Genomic DNA, 25,370 nt, shown 5'->3' on the forward strand with positions numbered 1-25,370 from the left:
TTTTTTATAGTGACCTATTTTAATGCGGAGAAGTGATGGTTAAAAATGGGTATGCTCTATTTTACTTCAATGAAATGATTATCCGCAGGAGCGACAGATTCATCTTTAACAGAATCTTGCTTTTCGGTTCTAATTTTAAACATATGGTCTCTCATTTTCTCTTGCAATAATTTTCGCGCACCATGTCCTTGACCCGCATTTAATGTAGCCAACCCGCGGGATGTTAAGTCGGATTTAAGGTCTAGTTTTCCACCTGTTATTTTGGATAGTACGAATGAAAATCCATCCAAGATGGTGCCCAGTAATATTTTCATTCTTCCACATAAGCATTTTAAATCCGGATAGTTAATTGAGAGTTTATCATGAAGGTTTGTATATTGAGCGCATGTTTCTGGAGTTTGAGCTTCGGGACTAATTGCCATTGAAGTAGTCCTAAGAGTAGTTTCTAATAATAAACGTTTACCACTCCCATGCTTTTGTTTACTTACTTCATCTATAACGTTCATTCCTTTTGATAGAGCATCTAATTTTTTTGCTGTGGTTTGGGTTTGCGCTTGTAGTTCGTGCAGTTTTGTTTGCAGTTCACGTAGTTCTGGTTCTTCTTGTCGCTCTTGTAGTCTTGCTTGAAGTGTGCGTGTTTTGTCTTGAAGCTCTTCTAGTGTTGGTGTTGTTTCAAGCGCTTCTTCTGTTGGTTCTATTTGTGGTTCTTTCAGTAATTTTTGAAGCTCTGATTCTAGTTCCTGTTGTTTTGTTTGTAGTTCTTGCAAAAGCTTGTGCTTGTGATTAACTAATTCTTTCATACACTCGCTTGTGCGTTTATTTAATAAAGCCCCAACACGTTCATGAGGGCAGTTATAATCTCTCCATTCTATCAACCAAGCTTGATCTTTGTTGTGCATTAATTGATCATAATGTTTATTCACATAAGCATCAACGACGTTCCAGATGATGTCGATATGATGATTCATACCACGACCTTTAACCATTGTAGGTGCAGCATGTAAGGCTTGTTCAAACTCTTCCCGATTCATTGGGATTTTTTCAATTCCGGCATTGGCTTCCTCTTCAGTTGTTTCTTCAAATGATTTCATTAAATTGAAATAAGCAGAAGCAACCCCACCGCGGTCAATTGCATCTTTACAGGTAAAGTTAATACTTTTAGGTTTTAAGGATTCGATAATGTGATTTGTCAGTTCAAATTTTATAAAATGAAACCAGACAGCTTGTCGTTGAGCATCAGATAAAACAGTTTCATTAGAATAGCCTAATGCTTGGAAGCTTTTGTCTAGTAAATCATTGATGATTTTGGCTTCCGCTTCAGGTGTATATTTTCCATATTCATTACGAAATATTTTCTCACGAACCCGCTGACTAATGTGGAAATCTTTTACTTTTGTTAAAGGAGGGGTGTGCCCCCCATTAGCTGTGATCCATGTTTTAACTTGTTGATCATTAAGTAATATAGGGTTCTCAAGTGTCTTTTCTGTAACCTGTTTATGTTTTTGCTCAAATACAGATTTATGTTTTTGCTCAAATACAGAAAAATCCTGAATGTTTACTTTTTCCTGTTGACCATCTGATTTGATATAGAGTAGTTCTTTATCGCTCCCGTTATCGATATAGATGTAGCTCCCTTTAAATTGTGTTAGATCAGCAGGTAATTGTTCCATCAAATGCAGGTCACGACCCTCTCGTGCAATTCGTAAAAACTCTTCTTTCACATCGCCAATATTATGTTTGGCGTCGGTACTTGCATAATGATGGTGGCTCATTAGTCCCTTGTCGGCAGGAAGTGTGATAACTGCGACATTTCTATGGCCTGATAGATTATTTACAGGATCAAACTCAAGCTTTTCTAGCTGCTCTGTTAATGCACTTTCCTTAGCTCGCTCATGTGCTATGCTTTCCATAACTCCCGGAACAATATCACGACCCAGTACATTAAAATAAATATGGGTTATTTTATCTTCATCAATAGCAGGCTCTTCTTTTTCTACTAGCGCTTTGTCTACTTCAGCTTGGACTAGTGCGGGTTCATCTAATTTAACTTGGTCTTCCTGTGTTAATTTTTTCTCAGCGCGTTCTTTTTTGAGCTGTTCTATCCTGGCTGCTTCTCTGTTCTCTTCGATAGCTAGGAATCGCTCGAATAAAGGACTAACCCGCGCCTCACCTTGGTGACGTTGCCCCTGTGTTCCAAAACGGTATTCAGTAAAACCAAAATTAGAGCGGTACCGTCTTATTGTAGATAAACTGGTACCATGTTGTGGTTTATAAACATCAGCGTAAAGTGCTGAGACTTTGCTTGTTGTTGATTCTTGCTCTGCTGGTGATTGACTTTCACGGTTAATTGATTCCCCTGTATCGCTCACATGATCAGCGATGGATTTTTGGATTCTATCTGAGTTAGGGCTATGCTCTAGCGTAATGTGTCTGATATCATTATAAGTATCCTTCAAAATCTCATTATCATTAGCATAAAGAGAATAGATAAAGTCTTCTAAAGCTTCGATTTCTTTACCAAGAAGTTGGGCTTTTTGATTGAGTTTCTCATCAAATGTTTTTTTACAGATGTTTTTTGTTATTAATTTAGTAACTTGATCACTATTAAGATGTAGTGAGAGTCTTTTTGGTTTATTAATCTCTTCTAAATCAAGATCAAAACTCTTGAAATCTTTAATATTTACTGTCTTACAAGTACCATCTGCTTCAATATGATATAATTTCCTTTTTTTATTATTGGTTTCAGAGTCATAGCAATATATGTAGCTTCCCTTATAATTTGCAAGATCCTCAGGCAATTCAGCTAGCAAATGGAGGTCAGCATCCTTATCCCGGATGTTATCTGTTATCAAGCTGGTAACTTGATCCTCTCTAAGATGAAATGGGGTACTTCGCTGTGGATTCATCTTGCCTAGAGTTTCGTTAAATTTATGTTCGTCAACATTCAATTCATTTGGAGTACCATCTGGACTGATATAACAAAGGCTACTTCTTTCGGAGGTATTGACATAAATATAGCTTCCCCTATATTCGGTAAGATCCTGAGGTAGCTCCTTCAGCAAGTGGAGATCACTATGTAAATCTCTTACCTGCTGACGAAGAAGAATTCGCAGAGCTTCTTGTAGCCTATCATTTTCTTTTTTTGGAAGATTTAGATAGTTGTTAATTTGCTCGCGGGTACTACTTAAGGCTGTTCGAGGGGCATCATAAATTGTTTTAATATGCTCATCTAGATAATCAAAAAATTTAGTGTACAAATCGGCGTAGGGAAATTTTGAATCATAGGCGTCTTTATTTTTACCACGAAGCGATTTTAAATGTTCAGCCATTTTGGTGGGAAGCCTATCCAATATCGAATCAGGAAACTTAACATTTCTTAAGTAATTAAAACAATTTCTATTATGCAGCTGATCACTGGTTATTGACTTCTTTGTTTTTTCTTGAGAGCCAGACATATATTTATCTCGAATAACTATTTGAACACCCTATTTATATATAGTTTAGTTGATTTTCCTTAAAAAAATATGAACAAAGTGTTTTGTGATGAAATTCTGTTGTTATTTATGATAAGGATAAAAAAACGTTGCTTCATGTTTGTTATAAAACAGGTTCGTGATAAATGAGTTGGGTATTATTTGGAATAGTTTTATTGTAGATAACTCCACTTTGCCTTGTAGTTTAATCGTAAAAATCATCTGCTTCGCTTTTCCAGACTCTATCCATTTCATAATGAGTGCATAAGCACGATCAGGGTAACATGCAACATCCGATAAAACCCAATCATAGTTTTGCTCCATTTGGGCAGGGTCTATAGCAAAAGCACTTTGTTGTACGTAGTTTATGTTAGGCAGCTTGGCTATTTTAGGATCTAATAAAGCCTTATCAACAGCAGTGACTGAGGCACCTAATGATTGCATGACGTAAGTCCATCCTCCGGGAGAAGCGCCTAAATCCAGAACTTTATCTCCTGATTTTGGATGTTTTTCAAGAAGAGTGAGTGCTTCCCAGAGTTTTAAATAAGCACGGTTTGGAGGATTGATTTTATCTTCAATAAAATAGCATGTTCCTTGAGGCCATTTTTTTTGGCGTGTGGCGCTATAAATCAAAGTGTTTTTATCCAGTAAACTGAAAGCACCAATGGGGGGAATCTCAGACTCCAGGGGGAAATGACGCATGAGCTCTGGAATGGAACGTAATTGTTCTTCAATTAATCGAGAGCGTCTTATATGAGAAATGGGATGTAAGTACCAGAATTTTCCCGCTTGGCGAAGAATTTTTACCGCTTCAGAAATGGATTGAAATGTAACTACCTGGGGATCTAACCAAATATCTTGTGCAAAACAGACATCCAATTTTTTATTGGGGGAACTGAGCAAATCTTCTGCAATTTTTGTAACATCACCTAGCTCTTCTGAAAGCAGTGAAAGAAACTCGGGTTTGGTGACATAAATTGCAGCAATTTTGTTTTCCATGAGTTGAACCTAAAACTGGATTAAAAAAGCGGTATCTTACCATCAAGGCTTTATGGGAAACGAGTACTATTTAGTAAAATAGAATAATCCATCAGGTACTGAGACTTTGAATTTATTTGTACTATACTCGATGCAATGAGGTTTTCATTAAAAGGGAATTTAACATGAAAAAGAAAACGGTTCTAATTACAGGTGCTCTTGCTGGAATTGGTAGGGCAACTGCTTTTGCTTTTGCACAAGAAGGTGCAAATATCGTAATCTCTGGTCGTAAAAATGAAATAGGGGAGTCTTTAGCAAAAGAGCTAGGTGCGAGTGGAGTTGATGTGGTATTCATTCGAGCTGACGTTCGTTATGAAGAAGAAGTAAAATCCCTTATAGACACTGCAATAAAACGATTTGGGCATTTGGACGTTGCGGTGAATAATGCTGGCACAGAGGGACAACCGGTTTCGATTATTGATGAGACTTTGGAAAACTATCAGGCTACGTTTGACACAAACGTACTAGGTGTCTTTTTGTGCCTTAAATATGAGCTCAAAGTGATGATGGAACAAGGTTCTGGATGTATTATTAATCTTTCATCAATCGCCGGTCACACCGGAGTGCCAGGTGCTTCGATTTATTGTGCAACAAAGCATGCAGTTGAAGGGTTTACAAAAGTCGCCGCACTTGAGGCCGCTGCAGCTCATGTTCGCGTCAACGCAGTTGCTCCTGGCCCGATTAGTACCGATATGTTTGAGCGTTTTACAGGCACTGACGAAAATAGAGCAGCTTTTCTCGAGAGGGTGCCTCTAAAACGTGCAGGTCTTCCTGACGAAGTCGCTCAAACGATTGTCTTTTTGGCTTCAGATAAGGCATCTTATATTACAGGAAAAGTGCTCGGAATCGATGGTGGTATGGCCTGAGATAGTACATGCAAGATAAAAATTTAAGATTTTTGATGGAAAAGACAGAATGTCTTTTCCATCAAAGTTAATTATTGTACGTAAACAGTGCTCGCTGCGGGACCATCGTTGCTTTTGGCTTCAACAAACAGAACTTTTTTTCCGACTTCTAATTTATTGAAATCATAATCGATGACACTTTTACTGGTAAAACGGAGTCTTCTTCCATCAATGGTTTCAATAAAACCGTAATCCGCAACAGGTGCGATTTCGCGAATTAGTCCTACTGGTGGTAGCTCGTGGTATTTTACTTTTCCTCGCTGTTTGTCAACATATTTCTTAAGTTGTCGGGTCATGGCAAGAAAAGCATCTCTTATTGCAACATAGACGTCTTCATGCGCATGATTATCTGCAAGATCACGATTGACTACCAGTTCCGCATTGGGAACCGAAAGATCGATACGTATATGATAAATTTTCCCTTTATTATGATGTCGATGCGTTTCAATTCCTACGTTACAACTCATAATTCGATCACAATACGTTCCTAATTTTTCAGCATGCTTACGAACATTGCCCTCAATAGCTCGAGAGTGCCTTAGATTATTGAATACAATTTTTATAGGAAAATGTACTGAATTGTTCATTGCTTGCTCCTTATATCACAGACATCAATATCGTTTTTTAAAGCTATGTTCTTTGTCTCGCTTCTTTTTTTTGTTGAAGCTTAACTACGTCAACTATATGGGTCATTGTTTCAGTCAGAACTTCAATAAGATCATCTAAGGTAATTATGCCTATAAGCGTTTTGTTTTCATTGATAACAGGTAAGCGACGAATTTTTTTGGAATGCATTATTTCTAGCGCATCAAAAAGACTATCATTTTCAAAAACACAGCTAAAAGGATCGGTGAGAATATCTTGGACTAATAATGACTCTGGTTGAACGCCTGCTGCCATAACTTCAATGACTAAATCACGATCGGTAACAATGCCTACTGGTATTTTTCGGTTATTATGTTCTTCAACTAAAACTAAATCTCCGACATGGTAGGTACGCATGAGCTCTGCAGCGTTTTTTACCGATTCATTGCCATTGATAACCACTACATCCCGGTTACAGTATTCGCCAACTCTCATAGAGGTCTCCTAAAATAATAGCCTTTTTAGTTTTTACCTCGTAAATAAAGTACTTTTTGGTAAAACGCACTTTATCTTTACCCCATCGAACTACGAATTGACCGCAGGAAAACAAATGTTAAATATTTTATTAACTGTTTTTAGTATAGTATATAAAAGCTCTATTCGGTTGAGTTGAGCGAGTTAATCCTTTTATTTATGCTGAAACGGAGCTGGTATACTGCTGATTTTTGAGAAACTCAAAATAGAACAAGCTTAGATTAATGAATAAAAACAATATCATTAAGCTTAAAGATAAAAAAAGATGCATTTTTGATGTAATCAAAATAAATAAGATTAAAATCGAACGCATTATCTCAGTGATTAAAATTTTTTGTTTTCCATTGGAGACCGCCCCCAGAATATAAAGCGTAAATAATATAAAAACTCCAAGAAGCCATGAATTCAATGAATTCAATGTGAATATTAATGAAAGATAGGCATATAAGACGATTGCAAGAGCGGTGTTAAATAACATGTAACATTTAGGTGATTTGCAATTTTTTTGCTGAACAATTCGTTTAGGGATGTTGTTATTCTCTTGTTGCAAGCGATTTATTATCCACTCCGGAGGCATAAAAAAAGCACGAATGATATCCAGCTTATTTTTCAGGTTTTTTCCATAATACAATACATCCTTAATGACTTTAATATTTGCATAAAAAGGGTTCCATGAGTCTAAAGGTTCAGTAACTCCATACTCAGGAGGAATATTTTCTGGCTCGAAAGTTCCAAACAGTTTATCCCAAATAATTAAACTTCCTGCGTAGTTTTTATCTATATATTGTGGGTTTTTACCATGATGTACTCTATGATGAGAAGGGGTATTGAAGAGTGTTTCAAACCATCCCATTTTGCAGATTGATTGAGTATGAATCCAAAACTGATAAATGGTATTACAAGAAGAAACGATTAAAAACATCCAAGTCGGAAAACCAATGAAGGCTAAAGGGAGATAAAAAATCCAGGATGTAAGGGTTTGCCAATAGCCTTGCCTTAGGGCAACTGATAAATTAAAACGCTCACTTTGATGATGAACAGAGTGTCCTATCCAAAAGAAATTGCACCGGTGACTTGTCCGATGGTACCAGTAGTAACAAAAATCCACGCTGAGCCAAAGTATAATCCAAGAACCAATAAAGTGCGGGTTAATAGAAAAAAAAGCACTATGTTCATAGATATAATAATAACCGAAAATTATGAGTCCTCTTGCTGGCACCGTAGCAATTTGCTCAAAGATACCCGCACTGAAATTATTGATGGAGTCGTTGAATTGATAAGTTTCTGATTTAAATAACAATTCGATACCGATTAAAATAAGAAATATTGGCGCAGCAAATACTATTAAATTAATATCCATATCCATCCCTTAGAATTATACGCCTACTTCCTCACTCACAGATGATTTTAAAAATTGCTGATATTCCGTGTCGTATCCTATGCATGCAGGTAAATGCGCAACTGAACGGATGTGGTATTTAACTGGAGCCTCTAGAGACATGTTATCTAATGATTGATTATTAATAAAGCAATAATCAATCCCAAAATTTCGTGCTCCGTACCCATCGTTAACCATGGAGTCACCGACCATTAATATGGAGCGTTTGTTAATTGAGAGTTTGTGCTTGTTCGTAATTTCTTGCAGGGCAATATTAAATATTTCTACATTGGGTTTTGCAACACCCACTTCATCAGAGACAATATAACAGTCAAACCAATTATTGAGTTGAAGGCGTTGCTGCTTTTTTCCCTGCTGTTCAACGTAACCATTGGTAATTATGCCTAAAATATGACCTTTTTGATGTAAAAACTCAATGGCAGTTTTAACATTGGGTATCCACTGAGCATGTACGCTAAGATTTAAATCATATTCTGCCGCTATTTCTTCCGCAGAAGCAGAACTAGGAAGTTTTTGATTTAATTGTATAAACCGTAACAATCTTACTTCGCGTGGGGTAAGCGCATTGCTTTTAGCGCCAACTTGATTCCATAGATGGGTATTAATTTCTTTATAAAGGTGCTCAAAAATGGGATATTCAACTGATGAGTAATATAGTTCATATATATTTTTTAAGCCCGCTCGTTGGGAGTATGCAAAATCGATAAGTGTGTCGTCTAAGTCAAATAAAATAACTTGATAGGGCATTTATGAATCCTGTTATTCATCTTCTTTCAAAGGGCACTCTGTATTAGGGAACAGCCGTATTGGGTACCATTTATTCAATGTTCAGACATATCTTGGAACTGATTGCCATCTTACATCCAAAGATGCAGATACCAGTTCACGATACTATGCCCCCAGAATAAAGAAATTAATCCACTGATACATAAAAAAGGACCAAAAGGAATCGTGGTATCTTTGGATTTATTTTGTAAATGCAAATACAATAAACCAATAATTGTACCACTAATTGAAGAAAGAAGAAGAATTAACGGCAAAAATACCCAACCAAACCAAGCTCCAAAGGCAGCAAACAATTTAAAATCGCCATTGCCCATGCCAATCTTACCAGTACATAAATAAAATATTTTTATAAATAACCATAGTCCTATATAAGCTCCTGCTGCACTGAGCACTGCTTGAGGCAGGGGGGCAAATAGATTTTCTGTATTGGCAATAAGTCCTATCCATAACAAGCTTAAAGTCAGGCTGTCTGGTAAAATTTGATGATCTAAATCAATGAAAATTAGACAGATTAAGATCCAAATCGCAATCAATACAAAAATGAGTTGCAACGTAAAACCAAAATGCCAGCTCGCGTATATGGAAAGAATCATTGTGCCTAGTTCGATTAAAGGATAGCGAATAGAAATAGGACTTTTACATTGATAACAGCGCCCGCGCAAAAATAAATAACTTAAAATAGGTATATTTTGCCAGGCCTTAACCATGGTTTTACATGAAGGGCAAAATGATCTTGGAAAAAATAAATTAATCGGTCTTTGTTCCTCTTCCTTGATACCCGCTAGCTCATTATATTGTTGCTTCCATTCACTTTCCAACATAATGGGTAGGCGATAAATAATAACATTAAGTAAACTACCCACAGCAAGAGAAAACAAGACAACTACGACATACATAAACCAAGAATGATTGATGATTAAGTCATATATCATTAAATAATTCCATTTAAAATGTAGCCAGGGTGCAGCGCAGCGGAACCCGGAAAACTCATATTAAAGAACCCGGTTTCTGCTGCGCTGCACCCAGGCTACAAAACTATTGGGACTAAAGAGGGTCTTATATTGCAGATCCCAGTTTGAAGATGGGTAAATACATTGCAACCACAAGTCCACCTACCAAGACACCCAAAACAACCATAATAACAGGTTCTAATAAACTACTCAGTGAATCGACAGCATTATCCACATCTTCTTCATAAAAATCAGCAACCTTACTTAACATTTTTTCTAAAGCACCTGACTCTTCTCCAATGGCTACCATCTGGATTACCATGTTGGGGAATAATTGAGTGTTTTCCATGGCCTTATTCATTTGTTGACCGGTTGATACCTCTTCTCTAATTTGATCAGTGGCTTTGGCGAAAATTATATTTCCTGTCGCCCCTGCCACCGATTTAAGTGCCTCAACTAAAGGCAAACCTGCAGCGAAAGTAATCGACAGTGTTCTTGAAAATCGAGCGATTGCAGCTTTCTCAATAATAGGCCCAATAACAGGTAGCTTTAATAAGGTTCTATCCACATTTTGTGCAAATTGAGGGGAGTGTTTTTCTGCATAAATAAAAGCGTAAACCCCTCCGCCCAATGCGCCAAAAATTAAATACCAATAGGATTGAAAGAATTTGGACATGCTCACTACTGCTTGGGTCATAGCAGGTAGATCAGCACCAAAACCTTTAAATAGGGATTCAAACTGAGGAACAACAAAAATAAGTAAGCCGGTCGTAACAATCAGAGCGACAACCATGACGGCCATAGGGTAAGTTAACGCCTTTTTAATTTTCTTTTTTATGGTTTCTATTTTTTCTTTGTATGTGGCGACTTTATCGAGCATGATATCTAGAGAACCTGACTTTTCTCCAGCTTCCACCAAATTGCAAAATAATTCGTTAAAATAGGCAGGATGTTTCATCAATGCTTCTGAGAGAGTTAACCCTGTTTCAACATCAAGTTTAATGTTTTCAATTAATTCTTTAAGTCGTTTATTTGTCTGTCCTTTTGCAACAATATCAAAGGATTGCACTAACGGTATCCCGGATTCTATCATTGTAGCGAGTTGGCGACTAAATACCGTGATATCACCTGACTTAATTTTCTTGCTTTTAAAATTGAAGAGAGGGGCGCGTTTTTTAGCAATTTTGCTTACGATAATTCCCTGTCTGCGTAATTCTACTTTAGCTAAAGCAAGACTTCTGGCGTCGATATCGCCATTTATTTTTTGAGCCGCTTTATTAACACCTGTGTAATGAAAAGTTAAGGTGGTATTGGCATTTTTTTTCATTTTTTGCGCAGTTAATCAACGGTTACCCGATTGACTTCCTCTATAGTTGTAATACCTTGTTTTACCTTCTCAAGCCCAGATTGATAAACAGTAATCATGCCTTCATCCTGAGCAATCTTTAATATATCTAATGAATTCCCTCCGGACATGATGACCTGTCCAAGTGTTTTGGTCATAGGTAATACTTCAAATAATCCTATTCTACCGCGGTATCCATTGTTACATTTAGGACATCCTCCAGCTTTGTATAATTTAATCCCTTCTATATCTGCCTCGGTAAAACCTAATTCCAACAAACCTGGTTTATTGACGTCATCTCTCAATACTTTACAATGTTCGCATAATTTTCGAGCTAAGCGTTGTGCAATAATAAGTGTTACTGAACTGGCTACATTAAATGTCGCGATTCCCATGTTAACCAAACGATTAAGGGTTTCAGCTGCACTGTTTGTATGCAATGTTGAGAGTACCAAGTGTCCCGTTTGCGCTGCTTTAACTGCTATTTCCGCGGTTTCCAAATCACGTATCTCACCAACCATGATGATGTCAGGGTCTTGACGTAAAAATGATCGTAACGCGTTTGAAAAGGTTAAACCTGCTTTGGGATTAATATTAACCTGATTGATCCCTGGCACTTTAATTTCAACGGGGTCTTCAGCTGTGGAGATATTAACCTCTTTAGTATTAAGTATATTTAAGGCGGTATACAAGGTTACCGTTTTACCACTACCGGTGGGGCCTGTTACAAGGATCATCCCTTGAGGACGTTCAATTGAATGGACAAAATGTTCTTTTTGGATCGGGCTAAAGCCTAAAGCCTCAATACCAAGTTTTGCTGAGCCAGGATCTAAGATACGCATAACCACTTTTTCACCTGAAGTAGTAGGGCAGGTGCTTACGCGAAAATCGATGGATCGGGTTTTGGATATTTTCATTTTAAACCCCCCATCCTGAGGTATTCGCCTTTCTGAAATATCTAGGTTGGACATGATTTTTATGCGCGCCGTAATTCGCGTAGCCAAACTTCCTGGCGGTGTGGCAATTTCGTGTAAAATACCATCTTGCCGATAGCGTATTCGATATTCTTTCTCGTAGGGTTCAAAATGTATGTCGGATGCTCCTTGTTTAATGGCATCAAGAAGTATTTTATTGACGAATTTTACAATGGGAGCATCTTCGGTGAGTGACGTTGCAATATTTGTTTCATGCTCTTCTTCATCATTAATGATAAGTCCATCAAATTCATCACTATCGCCACCAACAAACTCCGATAAACCCTGAGTTTCCTGCAATGTGAGTAAGTGATCAATTAGCGCGCTCAGCTTATCAGCCTCTACGACAATTGCATGCGTATTGAGCCCAGTATGGAATTGAATTTCTTTTAAAGACGCTTGGATACTTGGATCTTCTGTTGCTAGGTATAAATTGTTGCCTCGGTAAAATAAGGGAACCATTGAATGTCGACGAATTAATTTCTCATTAACCAGACTAGTGGGGATAGAATCGACTTCAATGCAGTCAAGATCAAGTATGGGAACGCCAAAATTTCGCGACGCTGCAAGTGCAATTTGTGTGGCTGATAAAATATTATTTTTTACAAGATATTGAACCAAAGAGATTTTTTCTGCAGCTGCTTGTTTGCAGAATTCGACAGCTTGAGCTCTATCTAACAACTTTTCAAGAACAAATAGCTGTCCTATTCCATGTAATTTGAATTCATCCGTTCCTAACATAGGCTTCTATCAGCTCATAATAATATTAACTATAGTTAATCCATTTAATAAAATCACGTGTTTCAGTCAACATTATTGCTTACGTTGCGCAGGTTGGACGAAAACAATACTAAAACAATCATATCCTTAATTTAAATAGTGTCTATAGACAATTCGACTATCCAGGCCATTTTGACTCATTATTATGAGTTGTCAACAGCCTCAGCAGAAGATATTTAAGTTCAAAAAAAGAAAATGGATTGTATGTATGAGAAACTCGTTGTATTGTAGTTTAATTCAGGATTCACTATTTTAAAAGGCATTATTTTGTTGATTGAACGACAATTAAAACAATATCGCGCCCTGAATAAATGGTTTCAATCACCCCTGGGGCTTTTTGCTGCACATGAGTTTTTAGTTAATCTTGAATCTGAAAGTGATTATTCACATGGCGATACATTACTGCAATTAGGAAATTGCGGCGATAACATTTGGTTAAAAAAATTCAATTACACTCATAAATGGATTGCTTCTCCTTTTTTATTGGCTCATAAAGTGCAAATTAAATGTGCTTTAAATCAACTTCCACTCGACCGTAATAGTGTGGATTGTATTATTGTCCCACTTACCCTGGAGCCTTTCAGTAATAGTTTGAGTCTGATCGATGAAATCGATCGCGTTCTTAATCCCATGGGTTTTGTTGTTTTATTAAGTATTAATCCTTGGAGCCTTTGGGGTGGGGCAATAAAAACTGGATTACTACATTGTTATAGCGATCAAAAAGTTAAAATGAGAACCCCATTTAACATCAATCGAATTTTTTTGCAAAGAGGGTATAGACAGTATTCTTTAAGTAATTTTTGTTATATCCCGCCAGTCAATAACGCATCACTAATTAAAAAATTTACTTTTCTGGATGAAATAGGCAAGATGCTTTGGCCATTACCCTCAGGATTTTATTGCTATATTGCTCAAAAATATCAGGCTATACAACCTAATTTGCAATATAAACCAGTTGAGGAGCCAATAAAAGATTATCAGGCCCCCTTGCAGCCTGTTATTTTTTCTTCCCAAGTACCTAATTTGCGTCGATCAGATAAAATCAAATGATTTATAAATCGGTCACATAGAAGATCAAAAACTTGAGCGAACGATAAAAAGTTGATGCCAGGATCATCCCTTGATCCAGAGTGGTCATTTACATGGAATGTTACTTCTGATCCTTGGGTTTCGATGTCATATCAAACGGATTTGGGCTTTTTATCTCTCCTAAAGTAGGAGATTCTGTTTCTATGGAGCCAGTCGATTGACTTCTTTGCGTGACTGTTTCGTTGAATGTTTTTAAACTATCCATTAATTTTTCTTGACCTGAACTGCCAAAAGGTATTTGACTAATACCTTCTTTTATTGCGCTGCCTATTTCTTTTTGGCTTCCCTGATACAATTCACCATTTCCAGAAGAATACACATAATCATCTTTAGGGACAAAGGCAATGTCACTTATAAATGCAGCACTCAATGGGTTCATACCACCACAACAAAATTGTTGACATTTTTTTGCCTCATCATCATAGAATTTTTTTTTCTGTTGCTCATCGCGAAAAGAAAGAATAGGAGGGAACTCCATCAGTAACGCATTTCGCTGCTGTTTTATATTCTCATCTTTTTCCTCATCAAGAACATTGGAACGATAATGATCAATTAAAGGAGATTGCTGTTTGCCGGGAACTAGATTTTGAAAAAAAATCATTTCATTAAATTGGATAGGTTGTTCCTGCTTATTTTGTGTCATAGTATATTATTCCAATAAGCTCTTAATAATTTAAAGGTTAGCATTTATCGGATGAAATGCGAGCTCAAACTCTAATTAACTCCTGTTAATTTAATTTGAACAGTGTCCCTTTATTTTTGTATACTTCGCTTTGTCATAAGAACAGGTTAATTTTATGAATAAAAAAACAATATTCAGAGTCACTTTTGCTAATCAAGAAGCAATTTATGAAATTTATGCACGCTCCATTAAAGAAAGTGAAATGTTTGGGTTTCTCGAGGTTGAAGAACTGGTGTTTGGTGAACAAACTGCATTGGTTGTTGACCCTTCTGAAGAACGATTAAAAATTGAATTTAACGGCGTAAAGCGGACATTCATCCCCATGCATTCAATTTATCGTATTGATGAAGTGACAAAACAAGGAACAGCTAAAGTTAAAGATAATCCAGGTTATGGAAGTAAAGTTAGCCCTTTTCCAGGCACAGGAAAAATAAAAGATTAAATGAACGCTCCCTTATATCCCACTCTTTGTCCCAAGGATTCAAATAATGACTATTCCAGATAAAATTAAAAAAGTGTATGAGAAGTCAACTTGCTTGTTTACTACAAATGAAGTTGAAGCCGCTCTTGATCGTATGGCGATAAATATACATAAAGAATTGCAAGAGCAAAATCCAGTCCTTCTTTGTGTTATGGTAGGGGGCTTAGTTCTTTTAGGCAATTTATTGCCACGCTTGGACTTTCCGTTAGAAGTAGACTATGTCCATGCAACCCGTTATCAGGGCGAGACAACGGGAGGCGATATCGTGTGGAAAGCAAAGCCTTCGGCTAATTTAAAGGGAAGAACTGTTCTTGTAGTTGATGATATTCTCGACGGTGGCATCACATTAGCTGCAATTATTGATGAAGTAAAAAAACTTGGCGCGGAAAAAGTATATAGTGCAGTTTTGGTTGATAAATATAGGAAGCGTGTTGTAAATGGTCTTCAAAAGGCTGATTTTGTAGGTTTACAAGTAGAAGATCATTATATTTTTGGTTATGGAATGGATTATAACGAATACTTGCGGAACGCACCGGGTATTTTTGTTGTGCACCCTGACCATGAATAGCTAAAACTGCAAAAGAACTACATATTCGAGCTCGCATAGGGCTCGATTTTCTCATACTGAACTCTTAATTTTCTTTTAGATAACAAAGTCATAAATATCAACTATACTCATCTTATATGTAATGTATGGGCATGTGACATGTGATGAAGACTGTATTCACAGAACACCCGTATTCTGTTAACAAAGTTTATGTTCAACTTGTATTCTTTGCAGCAAAAACAGCCTGCAAATTAATATTCAGAGGTTGTACTGTTTTTTTCCATAAGATTTATTCTTTTATTTTGAATAGGTCCGCCTCCTTATTTTTAAAGGGAGATAATTATGGGCCAATTTAAGTTAGCCAGAGTCCAGACCACTAAAGATGCCAAGGATTTTATTCGAGTCAATGTCAAAATAAACAAAAATAATGCTGATTACATCCGTCCCTTGAATAAAGACATCGATGATGTATTTGATCCACAACGGAATAATACATTTCGACATGGGTGGATTCAACGTTGGATTTTACGTGATACACGGGGTGAGCTAGTGGGCCGAATTGCAGCGTTTATTAATTTACAATATCAAGTTATTGCGGATAATTATTTAGTAGGGGGAATAGGTTTTTTTGACTGCATTTACGATCATCAAGCTGCAAAAATACTTTTTGATGCGGCAAAAGACTGGCTTCAATTCCAAGGAATTGAAGCCATGGATGGGCCGATAAATTTCGGAGAACAAGACCGATGGTGGGGATTACTGGTTGAGGGTTTTCAGAACCCACCGTACCTTACGAATTATAATTTACCTTATTATCAAGAATTGTTTGAAGCCTACGGATTTCAAGAGTTTTATCATCAATTAGGTTATAGCATCGCTTTAGATACATCCTTAAAACCCATCTGGTATAAAATCCATTCTGAATATGAAAATAATCCTGACTTTTCGATTCAACATATTGATACAAATAACTTCAAAAAATTTTCTTATGATTTTACAGAGATGCTATATATAGATAAACTGGATTTAGGGCCTAATGGACAAGTTGAGTTTGATCTAGTAGTTGATCTGCTAAGAAAAATGCTGCTATTGGGCGATAATCCAATGGTTTTATTAGCTCAATATCAACAGCGTCCAATAGCTGCATTGTTTTCTATTCCAGATTTAAATCAATTAATTAAATATTTAAATGGGAAGTTTGGTATTGTGCAAATTGTGAAACTGTTTTGTTTGAAACATTTTAAACCCTGTAACAAAATAATGGGTTTAATTTATGCTATCATCCCAGAGTTTCAAAAAACAGGAATTACTGTTTACTTAACTATCGAATTATTAAAGAAAATAAATAAATCTCCAAAATTTAGGTATACGGAGTATGAAATGAAATGGATTGGTGAAGTTAATCCTAAAATGCATCAGCAGATGGAAAAAATTGGTTTAATGCATAAAAATAGAGTGCTTACAACATACAGATATTTCTTCGATAAAAGCAAAACGCTTAAATCTTCCCCACTAATCATTTAATTGAGATTAAAGCAAGCAAAGGAGCTTAAAAGATGCGATCTGCTCTGATTACTGGTGTTTCATCTGGAATTGGATTTGCCATTGCTCAAGAGTTAGTTACTCACAATATTCGTGTTTTTGGAAGTGTTCGCAATGAAGATGATGCATTAAGGATTAAAGAAGAGCTGGGTACTCTTTTTGTTCCTCTTTTGTTTGATATAACCGATGAATTGGCAGTAAAAAAAGCAGCACAAGAAGTTCGTAAACAGTTACGAGGAAAAAAACTTTGGGGATTAATTAATAATGCAGGAATTGCTGTTGTTGGTCCTTTGACCGAAATGCCGCTTGATGAGTTTCGTCGTCAATTTGAAGTAAATGTGATTGGGCAAATTAGGGTAACTCAAGAGTTCATCTCTTTGCTTGGAGGCGATAAAACGCTGGATGGAGCCCCGGGTAAAATCATCAACATAGGATCTATATCCGGTAAAATTTGCAGACCTTTTTTTGGTCCCTATTCTATTTCAAAATATGGAGTGGAAGCATTTTCAGATACTTTGCGTATTGAGCTGATGATTTCTGGTATTGATGTAGTACTGATTAGACCGGGAATGGTTGACACTCCCATTTGGCATAAAAATGAAGATCAAGTCAATGAGGATAAGCTGAGTCAGTCTATTTATGCGAAGTCTCTTCTAAAATTTAAAAGCTATATTTATCATAAACTGGAACTATCTGCTTTACCTGCCAAAAAAGTAGGTGAGCTTGTAAATAAAATTTTATCTAACCCACATCCTAAATCGAGTTATGTTTTGGTTCCTAATCTCTTCACCGATTGGATATTGCCCATGTTATTACCTAAACGTTTTATGAATAAAAAAATTGCAAATGCACTTGGTTTTTTTAAAGACAATTGAATTAAATGATACTTTGTCCCCTGGGTATGCTTAAGTGCCGAAAACTTGACTAGTTCAACTCATTGACGCAAATACAAGCTCAGATTAAGGACTTTCAAACTATTATTTGATATCATTGTTCATTTAATATCCTAATCAACAAACGATATGAAACTTGCTTTTTTTATTAGTAGTGCTGGAGATACTGATTTAGCATTAAATACGATCAGAGTCCTAGAGTCTCACGGTAAGCATGAGGTTTTACTGATTTCATTAACTAAAACAGCACAGGATCGAGTCGCTGTCTTTAATTCAAATTTAGTATCCACTAAAATATCATTGCCCGAATTAATTACTACTGAAAATAACTCTTTTGCAGTAAGTTCCTGCAATGAAGAGCAACTTAATAGGATAATAAAATACTTGCAAACAGAGAAGGTTCAGCAAGTATATTGTGGTGTTCCCTCGGTGAGCAATAAAGTTCCTTTTCAAATCGCAGCGGCATTAGAGGATGTGCCTGTACTTATGGCTTATGAGTTTATGTTTAAGCCTGATAACCATAACTTATGGGATTTTTTACCTACTCTAAAAAACAAGCCAAATGTACAATGGGCTTTGCCATTGGAGAAGGCTGTAGCAGACTTCGAAATTAAAGATAAAAGTAAAATACATATTATTGGTCATCTAAGTATTGACAATGCGCTTGCCATAAAACCGGAAGTGAATGATACAGAACTTGCACAGAGATTCGATGCAGAACGAGATCGGATCCAGAAGACGCGAAAAACTTTGCAAATTACTGAAGGAAATTCATTCGCTTTTGTGAGTAGTACCACCCAGCCTGTGGCAATTGATAGTACTTTTGTAAATGGTTTACTTGATGTACTTCCCAAGCATCCTAATATGGAAGTACGTCTTGGTCTACACCCTGGTATTGAAAATCTCGATGCTTATTTAATAGAAATACTTGAGGTTTGTAAAAAACATCAAGATGCATGTAAGAATCAATTTAAAATTATTTTGACGAGTAGTTTATTTGAAAAACTTAAAAAACCTGAATTGACTGTAATTAATCCTGAATTTGAGCATCTTTTTATACGGGCCAATGTCAATGGTAATGAAGCTGCCGCAGCTGCTGAGTATGTAGCTCAGGCTGTTCCTGGAGCTTTATTAAATCAGGGGGTATTAGAGGGAAAACCAGCTTATACTCATTTTGGGAAACCATATCTTCCGGAAAAATATTTTTCTAGCAGTATATCGGCTTTTTTTACTGCAAAACGGCAACAAGAGCGAAGTAAAGATGAATTGGGATTAGATAAGAAAACTGCCCCTGAGTGTTGTGCCGAAGTTCTTTTAAAATTATAAGATCTTCAAAGGAGTCCCCTCCGGCTTGTAGGAGGGGTGCTTTGGTGAGGGTGACACAATCATCCCCGTTATCTGTCTTGCGGATTGTTTCTCCCCTGCAGAGAGAAGTTAAGGTAAAGAGTGTTTTTTACTCACAGCTAATTATCGTACGAATAAGTTTTTTCTTCTTCTTTATTCAAAGTCCCTGGATTTGCTGAGGTTGAAGAACAAAAAAACATATGTTGTATGGGAATAGGTGGATCAGCTTTCCGCTTGTCCAACCCCTTTTTTGCCATGTTTCTCACATCATCAGTTGTTGCATTAATGCTCATGAATTCCAATTGACTTAACATCATTTGTTGTCTTTTCTTATCGTACTTCTCCCAACCATTGAATTCTTCAGCTACGCGAGCAGCTAATGTTGGATTAATTTTTTCCAATTTTAGGATGACGTCAACGATTAATTGATAGCCTTTTCCCGAAGTTGCATGAAAACCATAAGGATTTTTAATAAATGTGCCCAGTAAAGCATATACTTTATTGGGATTAGATAAATCAAAAGCGGGATGTTGCATTAACTGTTCCACAAGTTTTACAACATGCTCCGAATGTGCTGCTGTCTGCACATTAAACCAATAATTAACAGCTCCCGCATCACCTTGCCAGTAATCATAAAAACGTTGTAAGAGGGCGCTTGATTGGCTGCAATTATTGTTTACAAGCAAAATAAGTGCAGAGAGGCAATCAGTCATGTTTTTACCTAAGGAACTATTGAATTGTTCTATTAAAGAACTCTCTGTTTTTTCAGGCTGTACAGAAATTAAATAAGTATGACAAACATGCTTTAAGCGTCGTATCCCCGCAGAGACGATATCAAATGATTTAAAAGGTGAGTTGTTGGATGCAGGTAATTTATCTAGATTTTTTTGCATTAACAAAATATCGTTCTTTAATTCTTTTGCAAGCTGGACTTGAATAAGTCGACGTGCTTCTGCAATTTTTTCAAAATCCTGGTCTTGCAGATTGGAAAATAAAATTTCTTCTGGAGGTATGGATATGAGTTCGGCCAAAACCCAATGATTTAATGAACTAGATGCCTCCAGGATTAATTTTCGATAGGTGTTAAAAAATTCAGGGGTGAATTTAAGAGAATTACCCAAGCAATATTCCTTAACCATCTTGGTGATCAATTTATTTGCTGCCTCGCAACGATTATATAAATTGCTGTCATGTTGCATTAATTGAAGTAACTGTTCTGAATCATATGCAAATTCAAGTTGAACTGGAGCCGAAAAGCTGCGTAATAATGACGGAGTAGGGCGTGAATCAAGATGATTGAAGTGAAATTTCATTTCAGGCTTATCAATTATTATCGTTGTATCACCTTGAATTTCTTTTCCATCTTTAGCCAGTAATCCGAACACAACAGGTATCGGCCTACCTTTCCCATCTTGGGTTTTAAATTTCAAAGTATAACATTTTGCTTTCTCATCATATTCATCAGTAACCATTAATTGAGGAATACCGGATTCAGTAAACCAGGACAAGAAAGAGCGCATATCTTTACCTGTTGATTCACTCAATGACTCCAATACATCTTCCAAAGTTACGGCACCACCATCATTAGTTTTTAAAAATTGGGTCATTCCTTCATAAAAACTTTTTTCACCAAGAAATAGCATCATCATGCGAAAAATATCAGCACTTTTTTCATAAGCAGCGGCAGTATATAGACTTCTAACATTGGTGTATGTATTTTGCCTTGGGGCACGCTCATCAAAATTTTTTCCGTCTAACATCCGAATTAAGTCGGTTCCAAATAAGCGCTCCCGAAACATCGCTGCTCTAAACGTAGTTAAACCTTCTTTAAATGGCAAGTTAAACCACTCGCGTATGGTTACTCGATCACCTGACCAATAATGAAAATATTCATGAGCAACAACCTCTAAGACACGGAGAAAATCAGCATCAGTTCGAGTTTCGGGTGTGGCAAATAAATTTGCAGTATTGAATAAGTTTAATCCAGTCGGTTCTGAAGCACCTGAAGCATATTTATCGACTCCAGCTACCATATGTTGTGGTAACTCACATTCCAGATCAAAGACCTCTTCTTCCCAACGCATTGCTTCTTTTAAAACTTCTTTAGCGAAATCACATTTTGCGGTAGCTGCAGGGGGCACATAAAATTCAATCGGTAATTCACGCTGAGAGCGGGTTTTGAAATAAGCCACTGATTTTTGTAATTTTCCCGCAACCAAGGCAAAAAGATAACTCGGTTTAGGCACTTTATCCAGCCAGGTTACGCTGTGTAACCCATTATCGAGATTCTTTTGTTCAATAAGTGAACCATTGGAAAGTAATACGGGATAGTCTTCCTTTTTAGCAATAATTGTTGTTTTGTAGGTGGCTAAATTATCAGGCCGATCATGACAATAAAGGACACGACGTAGTCCTTCGGTTTCAGCTTTAACGAGAATTGTTCCCTCTGTTTCATATAAGCCGAAAAGATCCGTATTTTCTCCTAAACGAGTCACTGTTTCGAGTGTAAAAGCGCGGCCTTGGGGGATGTTTTTGATGATTATAGAGTCTTTTGTTATTTCATACTCTTCTTGAGATAGTTTTTTACCATCGAGTAAAACTGATTCTAAGAGCATATTTTCTCCATCCAACTCAAGATCAACCGAGTGAGATGAAGATTTGGGGTTTGGCTCAATAGTCAATAATGCTTTGGATTGAATCGGTTTTTTAGAGAGATCAATCTCCAAATCTACATGTTTTACGAGATACTCAAGAACCTCATAATCACTTAACCTAAATATCCCAGAATGATTTTTCATGAAAACTCCCTAATTCATGGTATTAGGAAGCAACAATATAAGATCAAAATGTTTATTTCAACAGAAATGATTTTTAGGTGGAACAACTCGTCTCATGTAGCGCTTCTTTTTGAAGATATTCTGTACTCTGTTCATTAATTTGCAGGTAATCGGGTACATGTTGTTTGGATTGGGTAAATGGATTATGTTCTGCATCCCAAGGAATAAAAGCCTTCATATCATTAAAATAGCAAAGTTTGGCTTCAGCAATTTTTAATGGAAGTATCGTTTTTTCGAGAATTACATTGAGTTCTCTAGTTATCTCCGCTTTAAGTTGTTCCGAAACTTCTATAGAAATTATCTTATTAGATCGTGAATAGGCCAATGTAATGTGAAAGATCTTGGGAATTGTTTCTTCAATACTCAAAGCTTCTGCTATTTCTTGAATTTGTGCTACATGCTCTCTGAATAAATTTAAAGCAAGGGATATAGTCCGACCAATGTTGACTTGCATCTTTTCAATAGAAGGGGTAATGGGTGTTTTTTGAAGAGCTTGTTTTATTTTTTTGTAGTGAGGTAAGTTATGAGTAATAAATTGGTCCCATATGGCGCCTACTTGATGCTCCGTTTCTAAACTCATTGTGGTCATATGATAACTATTGGCAGGTAGGGGAGAAAAATGCTGCATAATCAAAGGATTATTTTTTAAGGCTTTATGGATAGTTTCACAAAATTCTTTATGTTCAGGATAGCAGGCGGATACCACCGTAACTCCTGGAAATAGTGCATATTCACCATGGTCGTCAACTTTACTTAATCGTCTATGCTCCTGCTTATTTTTCATTGTGAACATTTTAATAAGCCCAAAATTAGGTTTAATGGATAGTATCATGAATTATGTCCAATGCAAAAAATGTGGTTCATATTTAATCTATAATGATTATATAGAGAACTAGTACCGTACATCTAATATGATATTAGATAATAGAAACAGAGAGTTACTATGGCATCGAAATTGAAAGAAATAGAAAATACCAAAGAATATGAGAATAAACGCCTTGATGCACTTCAGTCATTAAAAATTATGGATACAGGTCCCGAAGAAAGTTATGATCGATTGGTGCGTCTTGCAATTGATTTATTTAATATCCCCATTTGTTATATCGCGTTTCTTGATGAAAAAAGGCAATGGCTTAAATCACACCACGGTTTAAAGGTAAAACAAACCCCAAGAAACATCTCTTTTTGTAATGTAACAATAAAAAAACATGAACCATTAATTATTAACGATGCATTAAATGATGAACGATTTGCCAATAGCCCTCTAGTACAACAGGCCCCTCATATTCGTTTTTATGCAGGCGTTCCTCTGACCGATCCACAGGGTTATAATGTGGGTACATTTTGTTTGGCTGATACTTCTCCAAAACAATTAGACTCAAAACAATTAGAGCTTTTATTAAATTTAGCTCATATAGCCAAAGATCAGTTAAGCCTCCGTAAGACAAACTTTTTATTACAAAAAATAAAAAGCCAACTTGAAGTACGAAATAAGTTAATTCGTAAAGTATTTAGTTTTTATATGTCAGATGAGGTAGTAAATACCATTCTTAAATCCCCTCATCATCAAAAATTGGGAGGATATGAAAATAAAATAACAGTTATGTTTAGCGATTTAAGAAATTTTACTCCTTTATCTGAAGCAATTCCTGGTGAAACGTTGGTTTCTCTTTTAAATAACTATTTCAGTAAAATGGTTCCGGTCATAGAAAAATATCAAGGAATTGTTGATGCGTTTATTGGTGATGCCATTATGGTCATTTTTGGCGCACCATATTCCTCCGGAAATGATTCCCTTCGTGCGATAGCCTGTGCTTTAGAAATGCAACAGGTCCTAAAAAAATTGAATCAGGCTAATAAAAAGAAAAATTTGCCGCAGTTAGAAATGGGAATAGGGATTAATACCGGGGTTGCCGTTGTGGGGAATGTGGGTTCCAAAAAACGAATGCAATACAGCGCGATAGGATCATCCGTTAATTTATCATCACGAATTCAAGATCTCAGTCTTGGCGGTCAAATATTGATTTCTGAGTCTACTTATAAGGAAGTTGTAAATGATATCGAAATTAATGGGCATCTGCGAGTCAAAGTTAAAGGAATCCAGTCACCGATTACAATTTACGATGTATCACATTTAAAATTGCAAGAATAGAGGCTTTAAGTGATTGATTAAAGTTATATGAATGTAATAGCTCACTTTATCACCGCAAACAAACTCAGTGATCTCCTGGATGTAATATAGGAAGCCTCTGAAACAGGTACCATATTCAGGAGATCCCTTGGTCGCAAATTCCCCAGGATTCTGGGACTCTAAGTGGTTTCCAGTTAATGTATGGAAAACCCTTTGTGAACATATTAAATTTTGGGACCCTGACTGCTTTCTGATGAGTCGCTAAGTTCACTTGATAATCCATTTGGAGTAATTCCCCATGGTTTTACACTAGAGTGACTGACGGGTAACCCACCTTTATTTAAAATCTCACTAACCAGTGTGGTACAGTTATATACTGGATTATTAGTGGTTTCCTGCATAACTCTTCTGCGATACAATTCAACGTCAATTGGATCTTGATTGACAAAAGCAGAGCTGTCTTTAAAAAATTTAACAAGATTAATATTGGGTAGTAGTTGATAGCCTACTTCACCTGCTTTTACTTTTTCTTCGGTTTTCTTAATATGTTCACTCATTACCGGAGTATTTAAATTCTTATATTGATAAACATGATCTGGGGGTAATGGTTTTGCATCTTGGCTTGGATTTACCTGCACCGGTCTATCTGTATCTAAGTTTGTGTTATTAGATGTGCCCAAGGTTTCCATATCATCGGATAAATTGGTAGCAATGTGCGCTGGCAAGGGAAGTACAGCAGTCAATCCTGTGGATGGGATAGTATCAGGATGAATACTCGCATATTCGCCGGGATCTTCATCTTTCATTTTTGGTTTTGAGCCGCCTACTTGTATTGCAGCATGGCCAACTTTATTTGCTGTCATATCCCAAATAAATACCCAAGTATTTTTTGGGGGTTCCGTTGATTTCGTTTCTTTTATTGGAGTAACAGGGTTTAAGTTTGTAGTACTACTTTCCATATCTTTTTGGGGATTTGAATTAGAGAGGGAAGTATTTGCACTATCAACTTTTTTAGATCTGAGAAATGAAAACATAACAATCCTTTTATTAGATAA

22 protein-coding genes are annotated in these 25,370 nt (G+C 36.5%); 9 read left to right on the forward strand and 13 right to left on the reverse strand.

Annotated elements, in window-relative coordinates; all coding sequences use genetic code 11:
* Positions 1–56: 56 nt before the first annotated feature.
* Both EL022_RS10790 and EL022_RS10795 read right to left on the reverse strand, forming a co-directional pair.
* Entirely contained in the window at positions 57–3,329 is a 3,273-nt protein-coding gene (locus EL022_RS10790; RefSeq protein ID WP_126325193.1) for an OmpH/Skp family outer membrane protein, read from the reverse strand.
* A 228-nt stretch (positions 3,330–3,557) separates the two neighbouring features.
* Entirely contained in the window at positions 3,558–4,472 is a 915-nt protein-coding gene (locus tag EL022_RS10795; protein ID WP_028380570.1) for an SAM-dependent methyltransferase, read from the reverse strand.
* A 164-nt stretch (positions 4,473–4,636) separates the two neighbouring features.
* On the opposite strand from EL022_RS10795, the gene EL022_RS10800 reads away from it, so the two are divergent.
* Complete coding sequence (locus EL022_RS10800) at positions 4,637–5,377, forward strand: SDR family NAD(P)-dependent oxidoreductase (RefSeq protein ID WP_028380569.1); 741 nt, start codon at positions 4,637–4,639, stop codon at positions 5,375–5,377.
* A 71-nt stretch (positions 5,378–5,448) separates the two neighbouring features.
* Here EL022_RS10800 and EL022_RS10805 read toward each other — a convergent pair whose 3' ends face one another.
* The 7 genes from EL022_RS10805 to pilB all read right to left on the reverse strand — a co-directional run bounded on the left by EL022_RS10805 (position 5,449) and on the right by pilB (position 12,730).
* Positions 5,449–6,003, reverse strand: a complete 555-nt coding sequence (locus EL022_RS10805; RefSeq protein ID WP_028380568.1) for an HPF/RaiA family ribosome-associated protein — start codon at positions 6,001–6,003, stop codon at positions 5,449–5,451.
* Between the two features lie 43 nt (positions 6,004–6,046).
* Positions 6,047–6,496, reverse strand: coding sequence for a CBS domain-containing protein (locus EL022_RS10810; protein ID WP_028380567.1), 450 nt, complete (start codon positions 6,494–6,496; stop codon positions 6,047–6,049).
* A 196-nt stretch (positions 6,497–6,692) separates the two neighbouring features.
* Positions 6,693–7,895, reverse strand: coding sequence for a sterol desaturase family protein (locus EL022_RS10815; protein WP_028380566.1), 1,203 nt, complete (start codon positions 7,893–7,895; stop codon positions 6,693–6,695).
* Positions 7,896–7,910: 15 nt separating this feature from the next.
* Positions 7,911–8,681: an HAD family hydrolase gene (locus tag EL022_RS10820; protein ID WP_028380565.1), complete on the reverse strand. Its 771-nt coding sequence runs from the start codon at positions 8,679–8,681 to the stop codon at positions 7,911–7,913.
* 110 nt (positions 8,682–8,791) lie between these two features.
* The gene (locus EL022_RS10825) at positions 8,792–9,652 is read right to left on the reverse strand and encodes a prepilin peptidase (RefSeq protein WP_028380564.1); all 861 of its coding nucleotides are present in this window, start codon (positions 9,650–9,652) and stop codon (positions 8,792–8,794) included.
* A gap of 124 nt (positions 9,653–9,776) precedes the next feature.
* On the reverse strand, positions 9,777–10,997 hold the full coding sequence (locus tag EL022_RS10830) for a type II secretion system F family protein (RefSeq protein WP_028380563.1): 1,221 nt from the start codon (positions 10,995–10,997) through the stop codon (positions 9,777–9,779).
* An 11-nt stretch (positions 10,998–11,008) separates the two neighbouring features.
* A complete protein-coding gene (pilB, locus tag EL022_RS10835) occupies positions 11,009–12,730 on the reverse strand; it encodes a type IV-A pilus assembly ATPase PilB (RefSeq protein WP_028380562.1) in 1,722 nt (573 codons plus the stop codon).
* Between the two features lie 306 nt (positions 12,731–13,036).
* On the opposite strand from pilB, the gene EL022_RS10840 reads away from it, so the two are divergent.
* The gene (locus EL022_RS10840) at positions 13,037–13,819 is read left to right on the forward strand and encodes a methyltransferase domain-containing protein (protein ID WP_028380561.1); all 783 of its coding nucleotides are present in this window, start codon (positions 13,037–13,039) and stop codon (positions 13,817–13,819) included.
* Between the two features lie 100 nt (positions 13,820–13,919).
* Here EL022_RS10840 and EL022_RS10845 read toward each other — a convergent pair whose 3' ends face one another.
* Positions 13,920–14,501: a hypothetical protein gene (locus EL022_RS10845; protein ID WP_028380560.1), complete on the reverse strand. Its 582-nt coding sequence runs from the start codon at positions 14,499–14,501 to the stop codon at positions 13,920–13,922.
* 154 nt (positions 14,502–14,655) lie between these two features.
* Between EL022_RS10845 and EL022_RS10850 the strand changes: the two genes are divergently transcribed.
* The 6 genes from EL022_RS10850 to EL022_RS10870 all read left to right on the forward strand — a co-directional run bounded on the left by EL022_RS10850 (position 14,656) and on the right by EL022_RS10870 (position 19,329).
* Positions 14,656–14,982: a DUF1820 family protein gene (locus EL022_RS10850; protein ID WP_028380559.1), complete on the forward strand. Its 327-nt coding sequence runs from the start codon at positions 14,656–14,658 to the stop codon at positions 14,980–14,982.
* Between the two features lie 46 nt (positions 14,983–15,028).
* Positions 15,029–15,589, forward strand: coding sequence for a hypoxanthine-guanine phosphoribosyltransferase (locus EL022_RS10855; protein ID WP_028380558.1), 561 nt, complete (start codon positions 15,029–15,031; stop codon positions 15,587–15,589).
* A gap of 143 nt (positions 15,590–15,732) precedes the next feature.
* Positions 15,733–15,924: a DUF6356 family protein gene (locus EL022_RS16790; RefSeq protein WP_420324325.1), complete on the forward strand. Its 192-nt coding sequence runs from the start codon at positions 15,733–15,735 to the stop codon at positions 15,922–15,924.
* On the forward strand, positions 15,911–17,092 hold the full coding sequence (locus tag EL022_RS10860) for a hypothetical protein (protein WP_035900468.1): 1,182 nt from the start codon (positions 15,911–15,913) through the stop codon (positions 17,090–17,092). The genes EL022_RS16790 and EL022_RS10860 overlap by 14 nt, the downstream gene beginning before the upstream one ends.
* A 32-nt stretch (positions 17,093–17,124) precedes the next feature.
* Positions 17,125–17,985 (forward strand): SDR family NAD(P)-dependent oxidoreductase, encoded by an 861-nt coding sequence (locus EL022_RS10865; protein WP_028380556.1) that lies wholly within the window; start codon positions 17,125–17,127, stop codon positions 17,983–17,985.
* Between the two features lie 147 nt (positions 17,986–18,132).
* Entirely contained in the window at positions 18,133–19,329 is a 1,197-nt protein-coding gene (locus EL022_RS10870; protein ID WP_028380555.1) for a hypothetical protein, read from the forward strand.
* 137 nt (positions 19,330–19,466) lie between these two features.
* Here EL022_RS10870 and pepN read toward each other — a convergent pair whose 3' ends face one another.
* Both pepN and EL022_RS10880 read right to left on the reverse strand, forming a co-directional pair.
* The gene (gene pepN, locus EL022_RS10875; RefSeq protein ID WP_028380554.1) at positions 19,467–22,145 is read right to left on the reverse strand and encodes an aminopeptidase N; all 2,679 of its coding nucleotides are present in this window, start codon (positions 22,143–22,145) and stop codon (positions 19,467–19,469) included.
* Between the two features lie 73 nt (positions 22,146–22,218).
* On the reverse strand, positions 22,219–22,968 hold the full coding sequence (locus EL022_RS10880; protein WP_241972167.1) for a DUF1868 domain-containing protein: 750 nt from the start codon (positions 22,966–22,968) through the stop codon (positions 22,219–22,221).
* Positions 22,969–23,127: 159 nt separating this feature from the next.
* Between EL022_RS10880 and EL022_RS10885 the strand changes: the two genes are divergently transcribed.
* Complete coding sequence (locus tag EL022_RS10885) at positions 23,128–24,336, forward strand: adenylate/guanylate cyclase domain-containing protein (protein WP_028380552.1); 1,209 nt, start codon at positions 23,128–23,130, stop codon at positions 24,334–24,336.
* Positions 24,337–24,539: 203 nt separating this feature from the next.
* On the opposite strand, the gene EL022_RS10890 is transcribed toward EL022_RS10885, so the two are convergent.
* Complete coding sequence (locus tag EL022_RS10890) at positions 24,540–25,349, reverse strand: hypothetical protein (protein ID WP_028380551.1); 810 nt, start codon at positions 25,347–25,349, stop codon at positions 24,540–24,542.
* Positions 25,350–25,370: the final 21 nt, after the last annotated feature.

Origin of the sequence: Legionella cherrii (assembly GCF_900635815.1) — a bacterium.
Taxonomy (GTDB): domain Bacteria; phylum Pseudomonadota; class Gammaproteobacteria; order Legionellales; family Legionellaceae; genus Legionella; species Legionella cherrii.

What these genes read in the sequence shown, in the direction of transcription:
- EL022_RS10790 (WP_126325193.1), bottom strand. Translation starts at nt 3,329, where the DNA reads ATGGCTGAACATTTAAAATCGCTTCGTGGTAAAAATAAAGACGCCTAT.
- EL022_RS10795 (WP_028380570.1), bottom strand. Translation starts at nt 4,472, where the DNA reads ATGGAAAACAAAATTGCTGCAATTTATGTCACCAAACCCGAGTTTCTT.
- EL022_RS10800 (WP_028380569.1), top strand. Translation starts at nt 4,637, where the DNA reads ATGAAAAAGAAAACGGTTCTAATTACAGGTGCTCTTGCTGGAATTGGT.
- EL022_RS10805 (WP_028380568.1), bottom strand. Translation starts at nt 6,003, where the DNA reads ATGAACAATTCAGTACATTTTCCTATAAAAATTGTATTCAATAATCTA.
- EL022_RS10810 (WP_028380567.1), bottom strand. Translation starts at nt 6,496, where the DNA reads ATGAGAGTTGGCGAATACTGTAACCGGGATGTAGTGGTTATCAATGGC.
- EL022_RS10815 (WP_028380566.1), bottom strand. Translation starts at nt 7,895, where the DNA reads ATGGATATTAATTTAATAGTATTTGCTGCGCCAATATTTCTTATTTTA.
- EL022_RS10820 (WP_028380565.1), bottom strand. Translation starts at nt 8,681, where the DNA reads ATGCCCTATCAAGTTATTTTATTTGACTTAGACGACACACTTATCGAT.
- EL022_RS10825 (WP_028380564.1), bottom strand. Translation starts at nt 9,652, where the DNA reads ATGATATATGACTTAATCATCAATCATTCTTGGTTTATGTATGTCGTA.
- EL022_RS10830 (WP_028380563.1), bottom strand. Translation starts at nt 10,997, where the DNA reads ATGAAAAAAAATGCCAATACCACCTTAACTTTTCATTACACAGGTGTT.
- pilB (WP_028380562.1), bottom strand. Translation starts at nt 12,730, where the DNA reads ATGTTAGGAACGGATGAATTCAAATTACATGGAATAGGACAGCTATTT.
- EL022_RS10845 (WP_028380560.1), bottom strand. Translation starts at nt 14,501, where the DNA reads ATGACACAAAATAAGCAGGAACAACCTATCCAATTTAATGAAATGATT.
- EL022_RS10850 (WP_028380559.1), top strand. Translation starts at nt 14,656, where the DNA reads ATGAATAAAAAAACAATATTCAGAGTCACTTTTGCTAATCAAGAAGCA.
- EL022_RS10855 (WP_028380558.1), top strand. Translation starts at nt 15,029, where the DNA reads ATGACTATTCCAGATAAAATTAAAAAAGTGTATGAGAAGTCAACTTGC.
- EL022_RS16790 (WP_420324325.1), top strand. Translation starts at nt 15,733, where the DNA reads ATGAAGACTGTATTCACAGAACACCCGTATTCTGTTAACAAAGTTTAT.
- EL022_RS10860 (WP_035900468.1), top strand. Translation starts at nt 15,911, where the DNA reads ATGGGCCAATTTAAGTTAGCCAGAGTCCAGACCACTAAAGATGCCAAG.
- EL022_RS10865 (WP_028380556.1), top strand. Translation starts at nt 17,125, where the DNA reads ATGCGATCTGCTCTGATTACTGGTGTTTCATCTGGAATTGGATTTGCC.
- EL022_RS10870 (WP_028380555.1), top strand. Translation starts at nt 18,133, where the DNA reads ATGAAACTTGCTTTTTTTATTAGTAGTGCTGGAGATACTGATTTAGCA.
- pepN (WP_028380554.1), bottom strand. Translation starts at nt 22,145, where the DNA reads ATGAAAAATCATTCTGGGATATTTAGGTTAAGTGATTATGAGGTTCTT.
- EL022_RS10880 (WP_241972167.1), bottom strand. Translation starts at nt 22,968, where the DNA reads ATGAAAAATAAGCAGGAGCATAGACGATTAAGTAAAGTTGACGACCAT.
- EL022_RS10885 (WP_028380552.1), top strand. Translation starts at nt 23,128, where the DNA reads ATGGCATCGAAATTGAAAGAAATAGAAAATACCAAAGAATATGAGAAT.
- EL022_RS10890 (WP_028380551.1), bottom strand. Translation starts at nt 25,349, where the DNA reads ATGTTTTCATTTCTCAGATCTAAAAAAGTTGATAGTGCAAATACTTCC.